The 17,036-nt window shown below is 71.1% G+C and carries 18 protein-coding genes and 1 pseudogene; 12 read left to right on the forward strand and 7 right to left on the reverse strand.

The window, feature by feature from the left end; genetic code table 11:
• The 4 genes and pseudogenes from OB08_RS04445 to OB08_RS04460 all read left to right on the forward strand — a co-directional run.
• Window positions 1-216 (forward strand): annotated as a pseudogene (locus OB08_RS04445) (L-aspartate oxidase); the annotation flags it as partial.
• Entirely contained in the window at window positions 210-1,085 is an 876-nt protein-coding gene (gene nadC / locus OB08_RS04450) for a carboxylating nicotinate-nucleotide diphosphorylase (RefSeq protein WP_461472534.1), read from the forward strand. The pseudogene OB08_RS04445 and the gene nadC, both read left to right, overlap by 7 nt.
• Before the next feature lie 16 nt (window positions 1,086-1,101).
• Window positions 1,102-2,247 carry a cysteine desulfurase family protein gene (locus OB08_RS04455; protein ID WP_461472623.1) on the forward strand — a complete coding sequence of 382 codons (1,146 nt, stop codon included), beginning with the start codon at window positions 1,102-1,104 and terminating at the stop codon, window positions 2,245-2,247.
• A complete protein-coding gene (locus OB08_RS04460) occupies window positions 2,244-3,212 on the forward strand; it encodes a glycosyltransferase family 2 protein (protein WP_461472536.1) in 969 nt (322 codons plus the stop codon). The genes OB08_RS04455 and OB08_RS04460 overlap by 4 nt, the downstream gene beginning before the upstream one ends.
• A gap of 13 nt (window positions 3,213-3,225) precedes the next feature.
• Here the strand turns inward: OB08_RS04460 and OB08_RS04465 are convergent, their stop codons facing one another.
• On the reverse strand, window positions 3,226-5,235 hold the full coding sequence (locus tag OB08_RS04465) for an ABC transporter ATP-binding protein (protein WP_461472625.1): 2,010 nt from the start codon (window positions 5,233-5,235) through the stop codon (window positions 3,226-3,228).
• Between the two features lie 54 nt (window positions 5,236-5,289).
• On the opposite strand from OB08_RS04465, the gene OB08_RS04470 reads away from it, so the two are divergent.
• The 3 genes from OB08_RS04470 to OB08_RS04480 all read left to right on the forward strand — a co-directional run bounded on the left by OB08_RS04470 (window position 5,290) and on the right by OB08_RS04480 (window position 7,886).
• Window positions 5,290-5,502 carry a hypothetical protein gene (locus tag OB08_RS04470; RefSeq protein WP_461472538.1) on the forward strand — a complete coding sequence of 71 codons (213 nt, stop codon included), beginning with the start codon at window positions 5,290-5,292 and terminating at the stop codon, window positions 5,500-5,502.
• A gap of 199 nt (window positions 5,503-5,701) precedes the next feature.
• Entirely contained in the window at window positions 5,702-7,219 is a 1,518-nt protein-coding gene (locus OB08_RS04475; RefSeq protein WP_461472540.1) for an MDR family MFS transporter, read from the forward strand.
• A gap of 61 nt (window positions 7,220-7,280) precedes the next feature.
• Complete coding sequence (locus OB08_RS04480) at window positions 7,281-7,886, forward strand: carboxymuconolactone decarboxylase family protein (RefSeq protein ID WP_461472542.1); 606 nt, start codon at window positions 7,281-7,283, stop codon at window positions 7,884-7,886.
• A gap of 16 nt (window positions 7,887-7,902) precedes the next feature.
• On the opposite strand, the gene OB08_RS04485 is transcribed toward OB08_RS04480, so the two are convergent.
• From OB08_RS04485 to OB08_RS04495, 3 genes are all read right to left on the reverse strand, one after another.
• A complete protein-coding gene (locus OB08_RS04485) occupies window positions 7,903-8,406 on the reverse strand; it encodes a hypothetical protein (protein WP_461472544.1) in 504 nt (167 codons plus the stop codon).
• Window positions 8,407-8,623: 217 nt separating this feature from the next.
• The gene (locus OB08_RS04490) at window positions 8,624-9,460 is read right to left on the reverse strand and encodes a DNA-formamidopyrimidine glycosylase family protein (RefSeq protein WP_461472546.1); all 837 of its coding nucleotides are present in this window, start codon (window positions 9,458-9,460) and stop codon (window positions 8,624-8,626) included.
• A 78-nt stretch (window positions 9,461-9,538) separates the two neighbouring features.
• Window positions 9,539-10,018: a GNAT family N-acetyltransferase gene (locus OB08_RS04495; protein ID WP_461472548.1), complete on the reverse strand. Its 480-nt coding sequence runs from the start codon at window positions 10,016-10,018 to the stop codon at window positions 9,539-9,541.
• A gap of 125 nt (window positions 10,019-10,143) precedes the next feature.
• On the opposite strand from OB08_RS04495, the gene OB08_RS04500 reads away from it, so the two are divergent.
• Complete coding sequence (locus tag OB08_RS04500; RefSeq protein ID WP_461472550.1) at window positions 10,144-10,470, forward strand: DUF7882 family protein; 327 nt, start codon at window positions 10,144-10,146, stop codon at window positions 10,468-10,470.
• Between the two features lie 15 nt (window positions 10,471-10,485).
• Here the strand turns inward: OB08_RS04500 and OB08_RS04505 are convergent, their stop codons facing one another.
• Window positions 10,486-10,929, reverse strand: a complete 444-nt coding sequence (locus OB08_RS04505; protein WP_461472551.1) for a MarR family winged helix-turn-helix transcriptional regulator — start codon at window positions 10,927-10,929, stop codon at window positions 10,486-10,488.
• A gap of 176 nt (window positions 10,930-11,105) precedes the next feature.
• Here OB08_RS04505 and OB08_RS04510 point away from each other — a divergent pair, with 176 nt between their 5' ends.
• From OB08_RS04510 to OB08_RS04520, 3 genes are all read left to right on the forward strand, one after another.
• Complete coding sequence (locus tag OB08_RS04510; RefSeq protein WP_461472553.1) at window positions 11,106-11,408, forward strand: hypothetical protein; 303 nt, start codon at window positions 11,106-11,108, stop codon at window positions 11,406-11,408.
• Between the two features lie 149 nt (window positions 11,409-11,557).
• A complete protein-coding gene (locus OB08_RS04515; RefSeq protein WP_461472555.1) occupies window positions 11,558-11,890 on the forward strand; it encodes a DUF7882 family protein in 333 nt (110 codons plus the stop codon).
• Window positions 11,877-12,140, forward strand: coding sequence for a hypothetical protein (locus OB08_RS04520; protein ID WP_461472557.1), 264 nt, complete (start codon window positions 11,877-11,879; stop codon window positions 12,138-12,140). The genes OB08_RS04515 and OB08_RS04520 overlap by 14 nt, the downstream gene beginning before the upstream one ends.
• Window positions 12,141-12,159: 19 nt before the next feature.
• Here OB08_RS04520 and OB08_RS04525 read toward each other — a convergent pair whose 3' ends face one another.
• Both OB08_RS04525 and OB08_RS04530 read right to left on the reverse strand, forming a co-directional pair.
• Window positions 12,160-12,492 carry a hypothetical protein gene (locus tag OB08_RS04525; protein WP_461472559.1) on the reverse strand — a complete coding sequence of 111 codons (333 nt, stop codon included), beginning with the start codon at window positions 12,490-12,492 and terminating at the stop codon, window positions 12,160-12,162.
• A gap of 181 nt (window positions 12,493-12,673) precedes the next feature.
• Complete coding sequence (locus OB08_RS04530; protein WP_461472561.1) at window positions 12,674-15,019, reverse strand: arylsulfatase; 2,346 nt, start codon at window positions 15,017-15,019, stop codon at window positions 12,674-12,676.
• Between the two features lie 254 nt (window positions 15,020-15,273).
• On the opposite strand from OB08_RS04530, the gene OB08_RS04535 reads away from it, so the two are divergent.
• A complete protein-coding gene (locus OB08_RS04535; RefSeq protein ID WP_461472563.1) occupies window positions 15,274-17,028 on the forward strand; it encodes a SulP family inorganic anion transporter in 1,755 nt (584 codons plus the stop codon).
• Window positions 17,029-17,036: the final 8 nt, after the last annotated feature.

Raw genomic sequence — 17,036 nt, forward strand, 5'->3', positions numbered from 1 at the left:
CAGGGCCTCGGGCACGCGGCATCCGTCATCGCGCGCTGGCGAGCCGAGGCTCGCGCTCCCCGCACCGAGTTCGAGTACGAGAACGAGAACCTCCTCGTCGTGGCCGAGCAGCTCGTCGCCGCCGCTCGCGCTCGGCGCGAATCCGTCGGCGCGCACTTCCGCCGCGACGACCCGAGCACGACCCGCACCGCCGCGCAGGAGGCCGTCGCATGCTGACCCGAGCCACGATCGACCGCACCGTCGGCGCCGCCCTCGAGGAGGACGCCCCGTGGGGCGACATCACGAGCGAGTACCTCATCGACGCGGGGGCGACCGCCGTCGCCGAGCTCGTGGCGCGCGAACCCGGGGTGTTCAGCGGCGGCGAGGTCTTCGCTGCGGCGTTCCGACTCGTCGATGCGGAGATCGCCGTGCACCTCCGGGTCGCCGACGGCGACCGCTTCGACACCGGTGCGGTGCTCGCCACGGTCACCGGCCCGGCGCGCGGTGTGCTGACGGCCGAGCGGATCGGCCTCAACTTCGTGCAGCGCATGTCGGGCATCGCGTCGCTCACCGCGCGCTACGTCGCCGAGGTCGCCCACACCGGCGCGCGCATCGCCGACACGCGCAAGACCACCCCCCTGCTGCGCGCCTTCGAGCGCCACGCCGTCGTCAGCGGCGGCGGCCACAACCACCGCCACTCGCTCTCGGACGCCGTCATGGCCAAGGACAACCACCTCGCCGTCGTCACGCAGAACGGACTCTCGGTGACCGCGGCCCTGCAGGGCGCGATCGCCCGCCTCCCGCACACCACCCACGTCGAGGTCGAGGTCGACCGCCTCGACCAGATCGAGCAGGTGCTCGCCGCGGGAATCGGCACGATCATGCTCGACAACTTCTCGCTCGACGACCTTCGCGCAGGGGTCGCGCAGGTCGGCGGGCGCGCGATCGTCGAGGCCTCGGGCGGCGTCTCGCTCGACACCGTGCGCGCGATCGCCGAGACCGGCGTCGACGTCATCTCCGTCGGAGCCCTCACCCATTCGGCGCGCGCTCTCGACCTCGGGCTCGACGTGCGGATCGACGGGCCGGGCGCGCGGTCCGGCGCGTGAGGCATCCGCGATGAGCATGCTCTACCTGGACAACGCGGCGACCACGCCGGTGCGTCCGGATGTGCTCGAGGCGATGATGCCGTACCTCACGCAGTGGTTCGGCAACCCGTCGAGCCATCACACGGTCGGCGAGGCGGCAGCCGATGCCCTGGCGGACGCGCGCGCCCGCGTCGCGCGCGTGCTGGGGATGCGGCCGGGCGACATCGTCTTCACCTCGGGCGGCACCGAGGCCAACAACCTCGCCGTGAAGGGCATCGCGCTCGGCGCTCAGCACCTCGGCAGCCGACGGCACGTCGTCACGACCCCCATCGAGCACGAGTCGATCCTCGAGTCCGTCGCCTACCTCGAGCGTCTCCACGGCTTCGAGGCCACGCGCGTGCCGGTGGATCGCGACGCGAGAGTGGATCCGGATGCCGTCACCGGCGCCCTCCGCGACGACACCGCTCTGGTGAGCATCGGCTACGCCAACAACGAGGTCGGCACGATCCAGGACGTCGCCGCGATCGCCGCCGCGGCCCGTGCACGGGGCGTGCCGCTGCACGTCGACGCCGTGCAGGCTGCCGGGTGGCTGCCTCTCTCGGCGGCGGACCTGGGCATCGATGCGATCTCCCTCGCCGGGCACAAGCTCGGCGCCCCCAAGGGCACCGGGGTCCTGGGCGTGCGCGGACGCGTGCCGGTGGAGCCCCTCCTGCACGGCGGCGGCCAGGAGCGCGGCCGCCGCAGCGGCACCGAAGACGTCGCAGGAGCCGTCGGTCTCGCGACCGCGCTCGAACTCGCCGAGGCGGAGCGGGACGAGGCATCCGCCCGCCTCACCGCGATCCGCGATCGGTTCGTCGCGCGCGTGCTGGCCACCGTGCCCTCGGCCGAGCTCACCGGCCACCCCGTGCACCGCCTGCCCGCGACCGCGAGCTTCACCTTCGCCGGCACGAGCGGCGAGGCCGTGCTGCTCGAGCTCGAGCGTCGCGGCGTCGTGTCGTCCAGCGGGTCGGCGTGCGCGGCGGGCAGCGACGAGCCCTCCCACGTGCTCGTCGCGATGGGGGTCCCGCCCGAGGTGGCGCAGACGGCGGTGCGGTTCACGTTCCCGCACTGGCTGCGCCAGCCGCTGGATGCCGTCGCCGACGCGGTCGGGGCATCCGTCGCCGCCGTACAATCGGGCGGGTGACCCCGCCGCACGCTCCCGTCGTGACCGTCATCGTCCCCGGGTTCGACGTGGCCGCCTACGCCGCCGAAGCGCTGAGCTCGCTGCGCGCCCAGACGCTCACGGACTGGACCGCCGTCCTCGTCGACGACGCCTCGCGCGACGGCACCGGCGCGATCTTCGACACCGCAGCCGCGCGCGATCCCCGCTTCCGCGTCGTGCACCACCGCTCACAGGGCGGGCTGAGCGCTGCGCGCAACACCGGCCTCGACCTCGTCGAGACGCGCTACGTCGCCTTCCTCGACGCCGACGACCGCTACACGCCGCGAGCGCTCGAACTCCTCGTCGGAGCACTCGAGCGCAGCGGAAGCGATCTGGCCGCAGGCGCGTACGTCCGCCTGCGACCGGACGGGTCGGGAGGCTACGCGGCCGGTCACGTGCAGCCCTGGGTGGCCGCCGCGACCGACCCCGCACGCAGCGGGACGACGCTCGCAGAGCATCCGGAGGCATCCGGGAACATCGTCGCGTGGTCGAAGGTCAGCCGCATGGACCTGTGGCGGCGCACGGGGCTGCGCTTCCCCCTCGGCAAGGCCTACGAGGACCAGATCGTGGCCCAGCAGCTGTACACGAGCGCGCGGGCGTTCGACGTCCTCCCCGACGTCGTCGTCGAATGGCGCGAGCGGGCCGACGGCACGTCGATCACGCAGCAGAAGTCCGAGCTCCCCGTGCTGCGCGATTACCTCGAGGCGCTCGACGGCGGGATCGAGGCGCTCGAGGCCGCGGGGCAGCCGCGCGCCGCGGCATCCCGCGTCCGCCTGATCCTGTCGATGGACCTGCCGACGCTCGTCGAGATCGGCCGCCACCACCCCGATGAGGCCTACCGGCGCGCGCTCGGCGCGTTCACGCGCGCGCTGACGGCGCGCACCGGCGGCCTCCCGGTCCTCTCGTCGGCGACCCACGCGGTCGTCGCCGAGGCCGAGGCCTGGTAACCGCCCGGTCGCCTCAGGTGCCGGGGACCTCGGGAGTCGGCACCCACGGCTCGGCGGGCACCGGCGCGGGAGCGACCCGCACGGCCGCCTCGACCGGCGGGCGGTCGGCACGGCGGTCGGGGTGGTCGGCGGGCGGGTCGGCCTCCTCCGCCTCGAGGATCCGGGACGCGGCGAGCTGCTGCGCGGCGAGCTCGGCGTAAAGGCCGCCCTGCTCGATGAGCTCGGCGTGCGTGCCGGACTCGACGATGCGGCCGGCCTCGATCACGTGGATGACATCGGCGGCGATGACGGTCGAGAGGCGATGCGCGATCGACAGGGTCGTGCGGCCCCGGGCTGCGGCATCCAGCGCTTCCTGCACGACGCGCTCCGAGACCGTGTCCAGCGCCGACGTCGCCTCGTCGAGCAGCAGCACCGGCGGATCCTTGAGCAGCACGCGGGCGATCGCGATGCGCTGCTTCTCACCCCCGGAGAGCCGGTAGCCGCGCTCCCCGACGACGGTGTCGTAGCCGAGCTCGAACCCCTCGATGATGTGGTGGATGTTCGCGGCCCGGCACGCAGTCTCGAGCTCGGCGTCCGTCGCCTCGGGCTTCGCGTAGCGGAGGTTCTCACGGATCGTGGCGTGGAACAGGTAGGTCTCCTGCGAGACGATGCCGACCTGGTCGATGATCGACTCCTGCGTGAGCCGTCGGACGTCGGCGCCTGCGAAGAGGACCGAGCCGCCGGATGCCTCGTACATGCGCGGCGTGAGGTAGAGCACGGTCGTCTTCCCGGCGCCCGATGGTCCGACGAAGGCCACATGCTGACCCGGCTCGGCCGTGAAGGTGACGCCCTGGAGGGTCGGGCGGGCGTCGGCTGCGGCGTCCGGATACCGGAACACGACGTCGCGGAACTCGATGCGGCCGAGCGGCCCGGGGGCCCGCTCCACCCCGATCGCATCGGGAGCGTCGCGGATCGCGGGCTGGAGGTCGAGGTACTCGAAGATGCGGGCGAACAGGGCCGCCGAGGTCTGCAGGTCGAGGGTGACGCGCATCAGGCCCATGAGCGGCATGAGCAGGCGCGCCTGAACGGTGGTGAAAGCCACCACGGTGCCGGCGGTGATCACGACCTCGCCGCCGGTGATGAAGTACCCCGACACGAGGTAGATGACCGCCGGGACGCTCGCCATGAGCACCTGCACGACGGCGAAGAATCCCTGGCCGCTCATCGCCCGCCGCACCTGGAGGCGCACCTGGTTGCGGTTCTCGTCGGCGTAGCGCGCCGACTCCGCGCGCTGGCGGTTGAACGACTTCGAGAGCAGGATGCCGGACACGCTGAGCGTCTCCTGCGTGATGGCCGTCAGCTCCGAGAGCGACTCCTGCGTCTCGCCGGCGATGCGCGCGCGGACCTGACCGACACGGCGCTGCACGACGACCAGGATCGGCATGAGCACGACGGCGATGATGGTGAGGCGCCAGTCGATGATGATCATCGCGACGAGCGACGCGATGACGGTGACGACGTTGCCCAGGATGCTGGTGAAGGTGTTCGTCAGGACACCCGAGACGCCGCCGACGTCGTTCTGCAGCCGCGACTGGATGACCCCGGTCTTGGTGCGCGTGAAGAACCCGAGCTCCATCGCCTGGAGGTGGTCGAAGAGCTGGACGCGCAGGTCGCCCGTGACCTTGTTGCCGATCGTGGACGTGAACCACGTCTGCAGCACGCCGAGGCCGGCGGACAGCAGGAACAGGGCGATCATGAGCGCGACGAGCCGCCACAGCAGCGGGATGTCGGGGGGCGCCCCGTCGACGGGGAAGAGCGCGTCGTCGAAGATGCGCTGCACGATGAGCGGCGGGATGACCGCGATGCCCGCCCCCACGACGACGAGCACGCCCGTCACGACGAGCGGGAACGCGTAAGGACGGAACAGCGCCACGACCCGCCTGCCGAGGTTCGGGATCTTCGGCGCGGCGGCGTTCAGCTTCTTCTGCGACTCGATGTCGACGCCGCGGAAGCCGGGGTGGCCGCCGCCACCGCCGCCCCGCATGCTCATGTGCGTCAGCCTACTGACGGGGTCCCCCGCTCCCACTAGGCTTGCCCCATGGTCTCGACTCCTGATAACCCCCAGCACGACGGCTCCGACCTGGCGGCTCTGCGCGAGGAGATCGACGCTCTCAAGGCCATCCCCGAGGAGGAGCTGCTCAACCCGCTCCCCCCGCTCGTGGAGCAGAACGAGCCCACGCCGCACTCGACCGACGCGATCGGCTCCGAGAAGTGGGATCGTCCTGCGTCGGAGGAGACGCTCGAGAACTGAGCGCCGTTCTCGCGGGAGCACCCCGCACCTGACGAGAAGCCGGTCGAATCCGGCACCTGCGGGAATGTCGTGTCCGACCCCGCCGTTATCCTGATGGCTTGCCGTTTTCGCGCGGCCATCCCTCGCCATCTCCGCATGGCCGACTCCTGCCCTCCGCGCAGGCCGACCATCGCCTGAAGACCACATGAGGAGACATCCCATGGCCGCCACCGACATGCACCCCGCCACCGACGGCATCCGGGTCGCCGCCCCCGCCGTGCCCAAGCTCGGGCCCGAAGAGAGCCGCGTCATCTGGCTCCTCCTCGCCGCCGCCTTCGTCGCGATCCTGAACGAGACGACGATGGGGGTCGCCATCCCCCACCTCATCACCGATCTGGGCATCACCGCCCTCTCGGCGCAGTGGCTGACGACCGCGTTCATGCTCACGATGGCGGTCGTCATCCCGATCACCGGCTTCCTGCTGCGCCGCTTCACCACGCGCGCCATGTTCGTGGCCGCCATGGGGCTGTTCTCGACGGGCACGCTGATCGCGTTCCTCGCGCCCGGCTTCCCGGTGCTCCTCGTCGCCCGCGTGGTGCAGGCGTCGGGCACGGCGATCATGATGCCCCTGCTCATGACGACGCTCATGACGGTGGTGCCGCCGGCGATCCGCGGTCGCATGATGGGCCGGGTCAGCATCGTCATGTCGCTCGCCCCCGCGATCGGGCCGACGCTCGCCGGCGCGATCCTGAACAACTTCGAATGGCGCTGGATCTTCGGCATCGTCCTCCCGATCGCCGTCGTCGCGCTCGTCGTCGGCGCGAAGTGGATCCACAACCTCGGCGAGACGACGCACGCCCCGATCGACGTCGTGTCGGTCATCCTGTCGGCGCTCGGCTTCGGCGGGCTCGTGTTCGGCCTCAGCCAGCTGGGCGCGGGCGGGCACGGCGGCGGAGCGGATGCCGCGGCCGCGACGGCCACGTCGACGACGACGCTGATCGTGTCGCTGGCCATCGGCGTCGTCGCGCTCGCCCTGTTCGGCTGGCGTCAGGTGCTCCTGCAGCGCAACGACGACGCGCTGCTCGACCTCCGCGTCTTCCGCAGTGCGAACTTCTCGCTGTCGATGGGCCAGATGGTCATCATGTCGATGGCGTTCTTCGGCGCGATCACGGTGGTCCCGCTGTACCTGCAGGACGTCCTCGAGGTCGATCCGCTCACGACCGGCCTGGTCGTGCTCCCGGGTGCGCTGGCGATGGGCCTGGCCGGCCCGTTCATCGGCCGCATCTACGACCGCTGGGGCACGACGGTGCTGCTCGTCCCGGGCGCGGTGATCACGACCGCGATGCTGTGGGTCTACACCACCTTCGGCGTCGCCACCCCGGTGTGGCTCGTGGCCGTCGTGCAGACGGTGCTCTCGCTGGGGCTCGCGCTGTCGTTCACTCCCCTGTTCACGGCGTCGCTGGGCTCGCTCGAGCCGCGCTTCTACTCGTACGGCTCCGCCGTCGTGGGCACGGCGCAGCAGGTGGCCGGTGCCGCGGGCATCGCCCTCATGTTCGGCGTGATGGCCGCGGCGAACTCGGCGGCGTCCGAGACGGGTGCCGACGCGATCACGGCGGGCGCGGCCGGCACGCACGCCGCGTTCCTCACGGCCGCATTCCTGTCGCTGCCGCTGCTGGTGGGCGCATTCCTCATCCGCAAGCCGGCCGATCAGCCGATGGGCGCACCCGCCGCGCACTGAACCGGTATCAGGACGGTGCCCCTCCCCCTCGACCGGGGGTGGGGCATCGTGCATTGTGGGGGTGTCCATCGTCGACCCGCAGGAGCCCGCCATGATCGTCCAGCCGCCCGACCCCGAGTCCGCCACCGGCCACGCCGCCGAGATGTATGCGGGTGATGTCGCCGACGTCGGCTTCGTGCTGTCGCACACACGGGCGATGGCGATCAACCCCGAAGCGCATCAGGCGTTCGAGTCGCTGATCCGGGCGGTGGTCCCGTCCATCGGGCTGCGCGTGTACGAGCTGGCGACCCTCGCGGCGGCGCGGGCGATCGGATCACCTCACTGCCTGCTCATGCACGGCCGCAAGACGCTGCGTGCCGGACTCTTGGACGAGGACCAGCTGGCGCGCATCGCCCGCGACGGTGGAGAGGCGGGACTCGCGGAGGCGGATCTCGCGGTGATGTCCTTCGCCGAGAGGCTGTCGCGCGATCCGGAGCAGATGACGGATGCCGACGCCGAACGCCTGCGGGAGGCGGGGTTCAGCGACCGCCAGATCGTCGACATCGCTCTCGCTGCGGGCGCGCGCAACTTCTTCAGCCGTGTGCTCCAGGCGCTGGCCGTGCCGGTCGACGACGTGCCCGATCTGAGCCCGGACCTCACGGACGCCCTGCTCTCGTCGACCCGGTAGACCCGGGGGCGGCCGGTCAGTGGTGGATGACGGCCTTCAGCAGGATCAGCACGCCACCGAACGCGGCGGTCAGCACGGCGCTGACGATCCGCGCCCACCAGTGCGTGCTCCAGCGCGCGACCGCCATCCAGCCGAGCCCGGCGAGGACCAGGGTGTTCACGATGAGAGCCGCCCACAGCGAGGTGTCGTCATCGAGCACCCGCGTGGTGCCGAGGAGCAGCACGATCAGCGGGGCGACCGCGGCGATGAGCATGCCGGAGGACTGGCGCGCGGCCGATGCGAGGCTGGAGCGCAGTCCGCGCTCGCCCTCGCTGACCGCCAAGCGGCCGAGCGTGCCGGCATAGACGTGCGCGGCGTAGAAGACGAGGACCGTGATCGCGACGGTCAGGAACGCGCCGAGCGATGTGCCGCCGGCGCTCACGACGATCATGCCCGAGACGAGGATGAGGCCGTAGATGGCCTCTTCGGTCATGAGCACCCGCGCGAGGCGCGGGGTCACGTGCAGCTGATCGTCGGTCATCGCGGGGTCAGCGTCTGGCGAGGTCGAGAAAACGCGTCAGTCGGTGCTGCACGCGCCGCCACCGCAGCACGAACCCGCGGACTCGACGACGGTGAGGAGGTTCTTCTCGTCGCCGACGGGCTGAAGGGTCGGGGTGGGAAGCTGCGAAGAAGTCATGACGGCCATGCTACCCGCGCGCAGCGGAGGGCGGCCCCGACCGGGCCGCGGCTCGCGCAGGTCACAGGAGCACGCCGCCCGTCTGGCACGTGGGGCAGTACTGCGCCGTCGTGCTGGCGAACGAGAAGTCGCGCACGGTGTCTCCGCACACGGGGCAGGCCTCGCCCGCGCGTCCGTGGACGCGCATCGCGTCGACCTTCGCGGCCTTGAGACGGTCGATCGGGATGCCACGCCGCGCGGCGATCGCGCCGCGGACGGTGTCGCGGGTGGCGGCATAGAGGCGCTCGCGTGCGCCGTCGTCGAGGGCGGCTGCGTGCACGACGGGTGAGACCTTCGCCAGGTGGAGGATCTCGTCGGAGTAGGCGTTGCCGATGCCCGCGATCGACTCCTGCTCCTGGAGGATCGCCTTCACCTGCTTGCGCCGCCCGCCGAGGGCGACCTCGAAGTCGCTCGACGAGTACGCGGGGTCGGCGGGATCGGGGCCGAGCTTGCCGATGGCCGGCACGGCCAGCGCGTCGTCGACGACGAAGAGTCCGAGCGAGACCCAGGTGCCGGCATCCGTCACGGCGAACGCCCCGCCCCCGTCGAGACCGATCTCGGCGAGCGCAGGCGGTGCGTCGGCCTGCAGGTCGTCGGCCGCGTCGCCCGCGTCACGCCACCGGACCCAGCCGTGGCGACCGAGCGACACGACCAGCTGCGCGTCGTCGTCGACGGCCAGTGCGACGTGCTTGCCGTGCCGGCGGGCACCGCGGAAGGTGCGTCCGACGAGGGAGGACGGCGGCGTCTGACGGGTCTTCACGGTGCGGAACTCGAGCACGTCGACCTCGCGCACCGATCGCCCCGTCACGCGCTCGTCGAGGAACTCGGCGAGCGCCTGCACCTCGGGCGACTCGGGCATGCCCCCATCCTGGCATCGAGCGCCGACAGAACGACAGGGCGCGGGCCGGGCCCAGCGCCGAGACGGGCCGGGCCGGCGTCAGCCGAGCGTCTTGCGCAGGAAGACCTGCTCGATGCCGTCGTCGCCCTCGACCCGGTCCGTCTCGCGGTAGCCGGTTCGCTCGTACAGCCTCAGGTTGGCCTCGCTCAGCGATCCGGTGAAGAGCTCGGCCTCGCGGCATCCGCTCTCCCGACCTCGGCGCTCGACGGCCTCGAGCAGTCGCGATCCGATGCCCTCGCCCTGGCGATCCGGCGCGATGACGAGGCGCCCGATCAGCAGCAGCCCCTCGGACGCCTGAGCGCGCACCGCGCCGATCAGCCGCCCACGATCCACGGCGACGCACCCGAGGTTCTCGACGAGCTCCGCCCGCAGCTCGTCGAGCGTCTGCGTGAGTGGCGGCATCTGCACGCTGTCGTAGATGAGCGCCTCCTGCACGAAGGCCGCGCGCTGGAGCGTGAGGGTCTCACCGGCGTCGTCCGGTCGGATGTCGCGGAACTCGATCTCGTCGGACGCGGTCATGTCCCCCGTTATACCCGCAGCTCCGGCCGACAGCGAAACCGGTTCCAGAGCGCCGGTCGAGCAGATGGTTAGGCTGCCTAACCGGACTTCGCACCGGCCGCACCCGCCCTCTACGGTGTGCATCCGTGGGACGACTCATCTACGGCAGCGACGGCCAGTCGCTCGACATCGACGACCGCGCGCTCGCGCATCTGCGGATCGTCTTCATGAACAAGCTGCGGCGCTCGGAGCCCTTCCTCTTCCACCACTCCGAGCAGCACGGGTCGCGCAGCCTGTGGGTCCATCCCGCCGTGCCGATCGTGTTCCACTTCTACGGCTCTCGCGCGCCGGCGCTCAACCGCGACTGGATCGAGGAGCTCATGCTCGCGGCGAACGGCCCGCACGGACTCAGCGTCGTGAACGAGCCGCAGGCGGCCGCCGTCGCGCCGGCGCGAGAGCAGCCCTCGGCCTGACCAGCGGTCCGGACGTCACGTGCATTCGCGGTCGACCGCGTCGCTGACGGCGTCGAGGAATCGGGCGACGTGCTCGGCCTCGCGCTCGGTGAGCCCGCCTGCGAACTGGCGGATCCTCGCAGTCAGGGGATCGACGTCCTCCACGTCGGTGGCGCGGTCGACAGGGACGACGCGCTTGCTCCGGCCGTCATCCGGATTGCGCACGAACGAGATGAGTCCGCCCCCGCGCAGGCGATGGAGGATGCCCGTCACCGACGCCGTGGCGAGCCCGAGATGGGCGGCGATGTCCGTGGGAGTGGCGGGGTCACCGGCATCCGCTCGCTCGAGGATGTAGCGCATGGCCGCCCGCGCGGTCTCGCTCGGACCGCACGCCGTCTGGCGGCGCCGCGCGAGCCGCGCCTCGGCGAGTCGGAGGCGCTCGACGGCTCGCGCGGCGGGAAGGGTGTCGACGTCTGGCATGCCTCCTCGGTAGCGGTCGCGCCCGCGCGGTGTCAATCCCGGCCGTTCCGGATTCGCGGGGTGGTAGGCACCTGCGCGGGCGATGTCAAGCCCCTCGCCGTGTGGCAGCGGCGGTTGCATGATGCGACGACTCCGCCTCGAAGACGAGGCGATGAGCAGACGGTGAGGAGACCGTGATGAACCTCGACGCCGCGCCCGTGCACCATCTCGAGCTCGTCCCGCTCGGCGACCGCGCGTGGCGCCTGTGCGACCACGCCGAGGCGGGCGTCGCCGGCGGAGACGGCGAGCTGGTGGCGTACGTCGAGCGGCTGCCCTCGGGCGCCTACGAGGCGGTCTGGGTGCGGGGCGGCTCGCGCGTCGACGTCTACGCCTCGCTCGCGGCGGTGCTGGTCGCGGGCGTGCGCAGGCTGTCAGCGTCCGTCAGCACCGATTCCAAGCCTGTCCCGATCCCCCACCGCGCGCCGCTGTCGTTCCGCTGACGACGCTTCGACGGCACCTCGCGTCCGGTAGCGGCGCGGAACAGGGGTGTCAAGGGCGTTGGCCCCTCGCCCGCCGACCGCGAGCATGAAGGCGGTGGCCGCGCCCCCCTTGACCGCCCTGTGCGATCGCGGCCGCCAGGGAGGCCAGCATGGGCAAGTTCATCTACGACGGCACGATCAAGGTGGACTTCGACGATCGGACGCTGGCGCACCTGCAGCTCGTGATCGGCACGAAGCTCCGGCGCGGCGAGCCGTTCCACTTCACCTGGAAGGACGACACCAGCATCGGCGACGGCCGGACGACGGTGTGGATCCACCCGCGCTGCTCGCTCGTCTACAAGTACTACGGAAGCCGCACGCCGCGGCTGAACATGGCGTGGATCGACGCCCTCGTCTACACGGCGAACTCCCCGGCCGGGCTGTACCTCGTGCCGGAGCCCGCGGAGACTCCCGCGAAGGAGAACCACGATGAAGCGGATTGACATCATCTACGGCGGCGAGCACTACAGCGTCGGCGGCCGCGAGCTGGATTCGCTCCTGGGCGAGATCGAGGATGGCGTCAGCAGCGGCCTCTACTGGCTCACCGTCAACGACGGCGAAGGTGCGCCGCGGTGGGCGCACCTTCTGCTGACCCCGGGGGTGCCGCTGGCCATCGTGCCGATCCCGGACGACGCGCCGGAGGTCGCCGGCGGTGAGCTGTGGGACGCCGACGGGAACCAGATCCACCCGTAGGCGCAGGGAACGACCGCGGTCAGCTCTCCCAGTTCCAGTCGACGTCCTGCGCGGGCGGGTTGCGATCCGTCGAGGCGGTGGGGTGCATGCTGCGCGTGAGGGCTTCAAGCTTCTCGACGACGTCGGGGTGGTCGGGCTCAGGGAGGGCGGTGTCGAAGTCCTTCGAGACGATCTGGCTGGCGGGACCGACGAGGAACACCGCGGTCGACTCGTGCCCGTTCTCTTCGAGGACCGGGATCTCGACAGTGGCCGCTTCACGCCCCTCCGCGAGCGCGGCGCTGTACTGGAGGAGGGCGACGGCGATCGCGTCGCTCGTGAGAAATCGGCTCCCCGCATAGATAAGCACCTGCATGCCCCCTGTCTAATCGACGGCACGCGGGCTGCCACAGGGGTTGCATGTTCGAGGAACGATCGCTACGGACGCACGTGTCCGCGTGCCGGAGCCGCGGGGCGCGGCATCCGCTCGCCCGATGGGAACCCTCACGGGCGGGTGGTGACGAGCCGATCGAGGCGTCTCGTCACCACCCGCCCGCTCAGGCGGTCGTGTAGGCGACGTGCATCCGGTCGATCACGCCGTCGAATGCGAACGGCATGCGATCGACGTATGCCCGCGACACTGCGCCTCCGTACGCGCGGCCGACGTCGAGGCAGTCGTTCGCCGAGAAGAGCAGCGGGGCGCTGACCGGCACGGTGCCCGACGCGACCTCCGTGCCGTCCACCCGCAGCACGACGTTCAGCGGCCCGCCGGGCCGCGGTTCGACGTAGGAGGTCTCGATCTCGATGCGGTGATCGCCGGCCGTCAAGGGCTCAGATGCCGCGACCGTCGTGCGCTGCACGAGGAACAGGTTGTACTCGTACGTGAGCACGCCGTCGACGACGAACGCGGTGAGGCCGCCGCCCGCGCCTCCGAGCTTGTAGAGAACGCCGTTCGCCGCGTCGCCGACCTTCGCGTCGATCGTGACGACGTTCGGCTTGTTCCCGAGCGAGGGCGCGCAGAACTCCGGTACGCGGGACGTGTCGCCCGAGAACTCCCACTCCGTGTAGGGCGGTGAGATCCGCAGCTCGGGGTGGAACGGCACCACCCAGAGGCCGCCGCCGATGGGGAGGACCTTGTTCTTCGCCGCCTCGATGGCGAAGAGCTCCTTCATCGCGGCGAGTCGCTCGGGATGCCGGTCGGCGACGTCGTTCGCCTGGCTCCAGTCCTCGTCGAGGTTGTACAGCTCCCACACGTCCTTGTCGGGCGTCCACGTCTGGATGCCGGCGGGGACGCCCGGAATCCACGGGAGCCTCGGGCCCGTCGTCGACGCCAGCCAGCCGTCCTCGTAGATCGAGCGGCTCGCCATGATCTCGAAGTACTGCACGCGATGCCGGCCCTCGGCCGTCTTGTCGTCGATCGAGTACGCGAAGCTCGTGCCGTCGATGGGATCCTGCGGGATGCCGTTGACGGTGTCGGGGTGCGAGATGCCGAGGATCTCGTAGATGGTCGGAGCGAGGTCGATCACGTGATGGAACTGCGTTCGGGGCTCAGGATCATGCGCGATGCGGCCCGGCCACTGGATGAACATGGGGTTGCGCGTGCCGCCGAGGTGCGAGGCCATCAGCTTCATGCCCTGATACGGCGACGAGCCCGCCCACGCCCATGCTGCGTGGTACTGGTTGTCGGTGGCCGGCGTTCCCAGCGCGTCCAGGCCGCCGAGCTCCTCGAGGACCGCGATGTGCTGATCGATGGTGGTCGGGATCATGTTCTGCGCGAGGAGCTCGCTGATCGTGCCGTTCTGGCCCTCGCCGGATGAGCCGTTGTCGCCCCAGATGTAGACGATGATCGTGTTGTCGGCGTAGCCGAGACGGTCCAGCTCATCGACGATCCGGCCCGCCTGCACGTCGGCGTGCTCGCCGAACCCCGCGCACACCTCCATGAGACGCGCCTGGAACGGCTTCTGATGGTCGGGGATCTCGTCCCACCCCTGCAGCGATTCGGGGCGAGGGGTGAGCACGGCGTCCTCGGGGATCCATCCCGCGGCCTTCGCGCCCGCGTGCGCGTCCTCGCGATAGGCGTCCCAGCCGTCGTCGAAGACCCCGGCGTACTTGTCGGCCCACTCCTTCATGATGTGGTGCGGTCCGTGGATGGCACCGGTCGCCCAGTACATGAAGAAGGGCTGGTCGGGGGCGAGGGCCTTGTGGTCGCGCAGCCACGCGATGGCGTCGTCGGCGATGTCCTCGCTGAGGTGGTAGCCCTCTTCGGGCGACTTCGGAGGCAGCACGCTCGTCGTGTTGCGCACCAGGTTCGGCTCGTACTGCGACGCCTCGCCGGCGAGGAAGCCGTAGAAGTACTCGAACCCGTTGCCCGTCGGCCAGTTGTCGTATGGACCGGCTTTCGTCGTCTCCTCGGCGGGGGTGTTGTGCCACTTGCCCCACGCCGCGGTCGAGTAGCCGTACTGACGGAGCACCTCGGCCATCGTGGCGCTGCTCTTGGGGATGTGGCCGGAGTAGCCGTCCCAGTCGTTCGCGAGCTCGGCGATCTGCCCCGCGCCCACGCGGTGGTGGTTGCGTCCGGTCAGCAGCGACGCCCGGGTCGGCGAGCACATCGCGGTCGTGTGGAAGCGGTTGTACCCGATCCCGCCCTGACGGATGCGATCGAGCGTCGGGGTGTCGACCTTGCCGCCCAGCGGCGCCGGCAGTGCGGGGCCGGCGTCGTCGATGAGCACGACGAGCACGTTGGGGGCATCCTGGCCGAGGTGCCGCTGCGGCGGGAGCGGCGAGTACGTGGACTCGTCGAGCGTGCGACCCGCGTAGCTGCCGGACGGCTTCGGCGGGAACGGCAGGCTGCGGGTCGGCGGGAGAGGCTCCCCCACGACGGATGTGCGGGCTTCGTCGGTCATCATCACTTCTCCAATCGGTGCCTCGCGCGAGCGGCGCGTGCAGGTTCCCCGAGGACCCGCGGCACGTCGGGCTGACGCTATCGGCGGCTCTCGAGGGGCGCATCATTCCTCGCGGGTGAGGATCGCGGCATCCGCCCGCCCGTCGCGTCGTCGTGCCGAGGTCACCCGTCGAGAGTGATGCGAGGACGGATGCCGCTCCCCAGACTGAGCGGGCCGCGGGCCCCGATCCGCCCGCGGCGTCAGGGTGGGTGGACATGAGCAGAGAGCAGACCGCGGCCGCCGAGGAGCCGCAGCCGGATGCGAGCGCGAAGGGCACGGTCACGGGCGCGGCCGCGGGTGCGCGTCAGGGCAAGGGTGCGGGCATCGGCAGGCCGACGGGCCGCGACGTCGTGTCGGGATTCGCCACCGGGCTGTTCTCGATCCCCGAGGGCATGGCGTACGCGAGCATCGGGAACTTCTCGGCGCCGCTCGGCCTGTGGTCAGGCGTCGTGCCGACCATCATCGGGTCGTTCTTCGCGCGCACCGTCCTCATGGTGACGACGCTCACGAGCGCGATCGCCCTCACCTCGCACAGCGTCCTGGCCGGCGCGGGGCTGGATCCCGGCGACCTCGGCGCGATCGCGACGCTCACGGTCCTCACCGGCGTCGTGATGCTGACGCTCGGCCTGCTCAAGCTCGGCTCGGTGATGTCGTACGTGTCGACAGCCGTGATGACCGGGTTCTCGACCGGTATCGCGGTGCAGATCGTGGCGGGGGTCATCGACGACGCGACGGGCTACTCCCCCACGAGCCACAACACGGTCGGCAAGATCGTGCAGGCCTTCGCGAACATCGGGCAGTGGCAGCCCGAGACCGTGCTGGTGTCGTCGGTGACGGTGCTCGTGTGGGTGCTCGTGCGATTCATCAAGCCGCTCAAGGCGATGTCGACGCTGACCGCGCTCATCGTGGTGAGCGTCCCGGTGGCCCTGCTCGGACTGAACGTCACGCTCGTGTCCGACATCGCAGCGATCCCCCGCTCGCTGCCGCCCTTCAGCCTTCCCGACATCGCCGACGTCCCGGCGCTCGCAACCGGGGCGGTCGCGGTGGCACTCGTCGCCCTCGCCCAGGCGGCGGGCATCAGCGCGGCCGTCGCGAACCCGGATGGATTTCGACCGGATGCCTCGAAGGACTTCACCGCGCAGGGACTGGCGAACATCGCCGGGGGCTTCTTCTCGGCGCTGCCCACGGGCGGCTCGATGTCGCGCACCGGTGTCGCCACGAGCGCGGGCGCACGCACCCGCTGGGCGGGAATCTTCGCGGGCCTGTGGCTCGCGCTCATCGTGCTGCTGGTGGGGCCTCTCGCGGGGTACATCCCGATGGCCGTGATCGGCGGCCTCATGATCGTCATCGGCGGCGAGCTCGTGGTCGGACGCTGGCCCGACATCAGCCTCGTCTTCCGCACGTCGGCGGTGTCGGCCGTGGCGATGCTGGCGACGTTCGCCGCGACCACCGAGCTGCCGCTGCAGCAGGCGATCTTCCTCGGCGCGGGGCTGTCCATCATCCTGAGCGCCGTCGCGCTGGCGAGGACCGGACGGATGCTGCAGCTCGTGCGCGAAGGCGACGGGTGGCGTCTCGGCGACCCGCCCCAGCAGCTGCCGTCGCACCAGACCACCGTGCTGCACTACACCGGCGGCAGCATCTTCGCCGAGGTGAACAGGATGGTCGACGACTGGCCGGCGACGGCCGGCGTCACCGACGCCGCGATGGTCCTGTCGATGCGCGGCTCGCCCATGGTGCCGTCTGCGACATTCTTGAAGGCCCTCGACAAGATCGCCGCCGATCTGCGCGCCCAGGGGGTCGCGCTCGTCCTCTCGGGCGTGCCGGATCGCTTCGCCGACCTGCTCGCGAGCACCGGCAGGCTCGAGCACCTCGGCCGCGAGAATGTCATCGGCGAGTCGCAGATCGTGGGCGCCTCGCTCGAACGGGCGTACGCACGGGCGGAGGCCCTGCGGACGGGGGCGGCGAGCTGACCCCGCGC

This window comes from Microbacterium sp. HJ5 (assembly GCF_054824025.1).

Bases quoted from the DNA above. Each gene is read 5' to 3' on its own strand.
- nadC (WP_461472534.1), top strand. From the start codon at position 210: ATGCTGACCCGAGCCACGATCGACCGCACCGTCGGCGCCGCCCTCGAG.
- OB08_RS04455 (WP_461472623.1), top strand. From the start codon at position 1,102: ATGCTCTACCTGGACAACGCGGCGACCACGCCGGTGCGTCCGGATGTG.
- OB08_RS04465 (WP_461472625.1), bottom strand. From the start codon at position 5,235: ATGCGGGGCGGCGGTGGCGGCGGCCACCCCGGCTTCCGCGGCGTCGAC.
- OB08_RS04470 (WP_461472538.1), top strand. From the start codon at position 5,290: ATGGTCTCGACTCCTGATAACCCCCAGCACGACGGCTCCGACCTGGCG.
- OB08_RS04475 (WP_461472540.1), top strand. From the start codon at position 5,702: ATGGCCGCCACCGACATGCACCCCGCCACCGACGGCATCCGGGTCGCC.
- OB08_RS04485 (WP_461472544.1), bottom strand. From the start codon at position 8,406: ATGACCGACGATCAGCTGCACGTGACCCCGCGCCTCGCGCGGGTGCTC.
- OB08_RS04490 (WP_461472546.1), bottom strand. From the start codon at position 9,460: ATGCCCGAGTCGCCCGAGGTGCAGGCGCTCGCCGAGTTCCTCGACGAG.
- OB08_RS04495 (WP_461472548.1), bottom strand. From the start codon at position 10,018: ATGACCGCGTCCGACGAGATCGAGTTCCGCGACATCCGACCGGACGAC.
- OB08_RS04505 (WP_461472551.1), bottom strand. From the start codon at position 10,929: ATGCCAGACGTCGACACCCTTCCCGCCGCGCGAGCCGTCGAGCGCCTC.
- OB08_RS04510 (WP_461472553.1), top strand. From the start codon at position 11,106: ATGAACCTCGACGCCGCGCCCGTGCACCATCTCGAGCTCGTCCCGCTC.
- OB08_RS04515 (WP_461472555.1), top strand. From the start codon at position 11,558: ATGGGCAAGTTCATCTACGACGGCACGATCAAGGTGGACTTCGACGAT.
- OB08_RS04520 (WP_461472557.1), top strand. From the start codon at position 11,877: ATGAAGCGGATTGACATCATCTACGGCGGCGAGCACTACAGCGTCGGC.
- OB08_RS04525 (WP_461472559.1), bottom strand. From the start codon at position 12,492: ATGCAGGTGCTTATCTATGCGGGGAGCCGATTTCTCACGAGCGACGCG.
- OB08_RS04530 (WP_461472561.1), bottom strand. From the start codon at position 15,019: ATGACCGACGAAGCCCGCACATCCGTCGTGGGGGAGCCTCTCCCGCCG.
- OB08_RS04535 (WP_461472563.1), top strand. From the start codon at position 15,274: ATGAGCAGAGAGCAGACCGCGGCCGCCGAGGAGCCGCAGCCGGATGCG.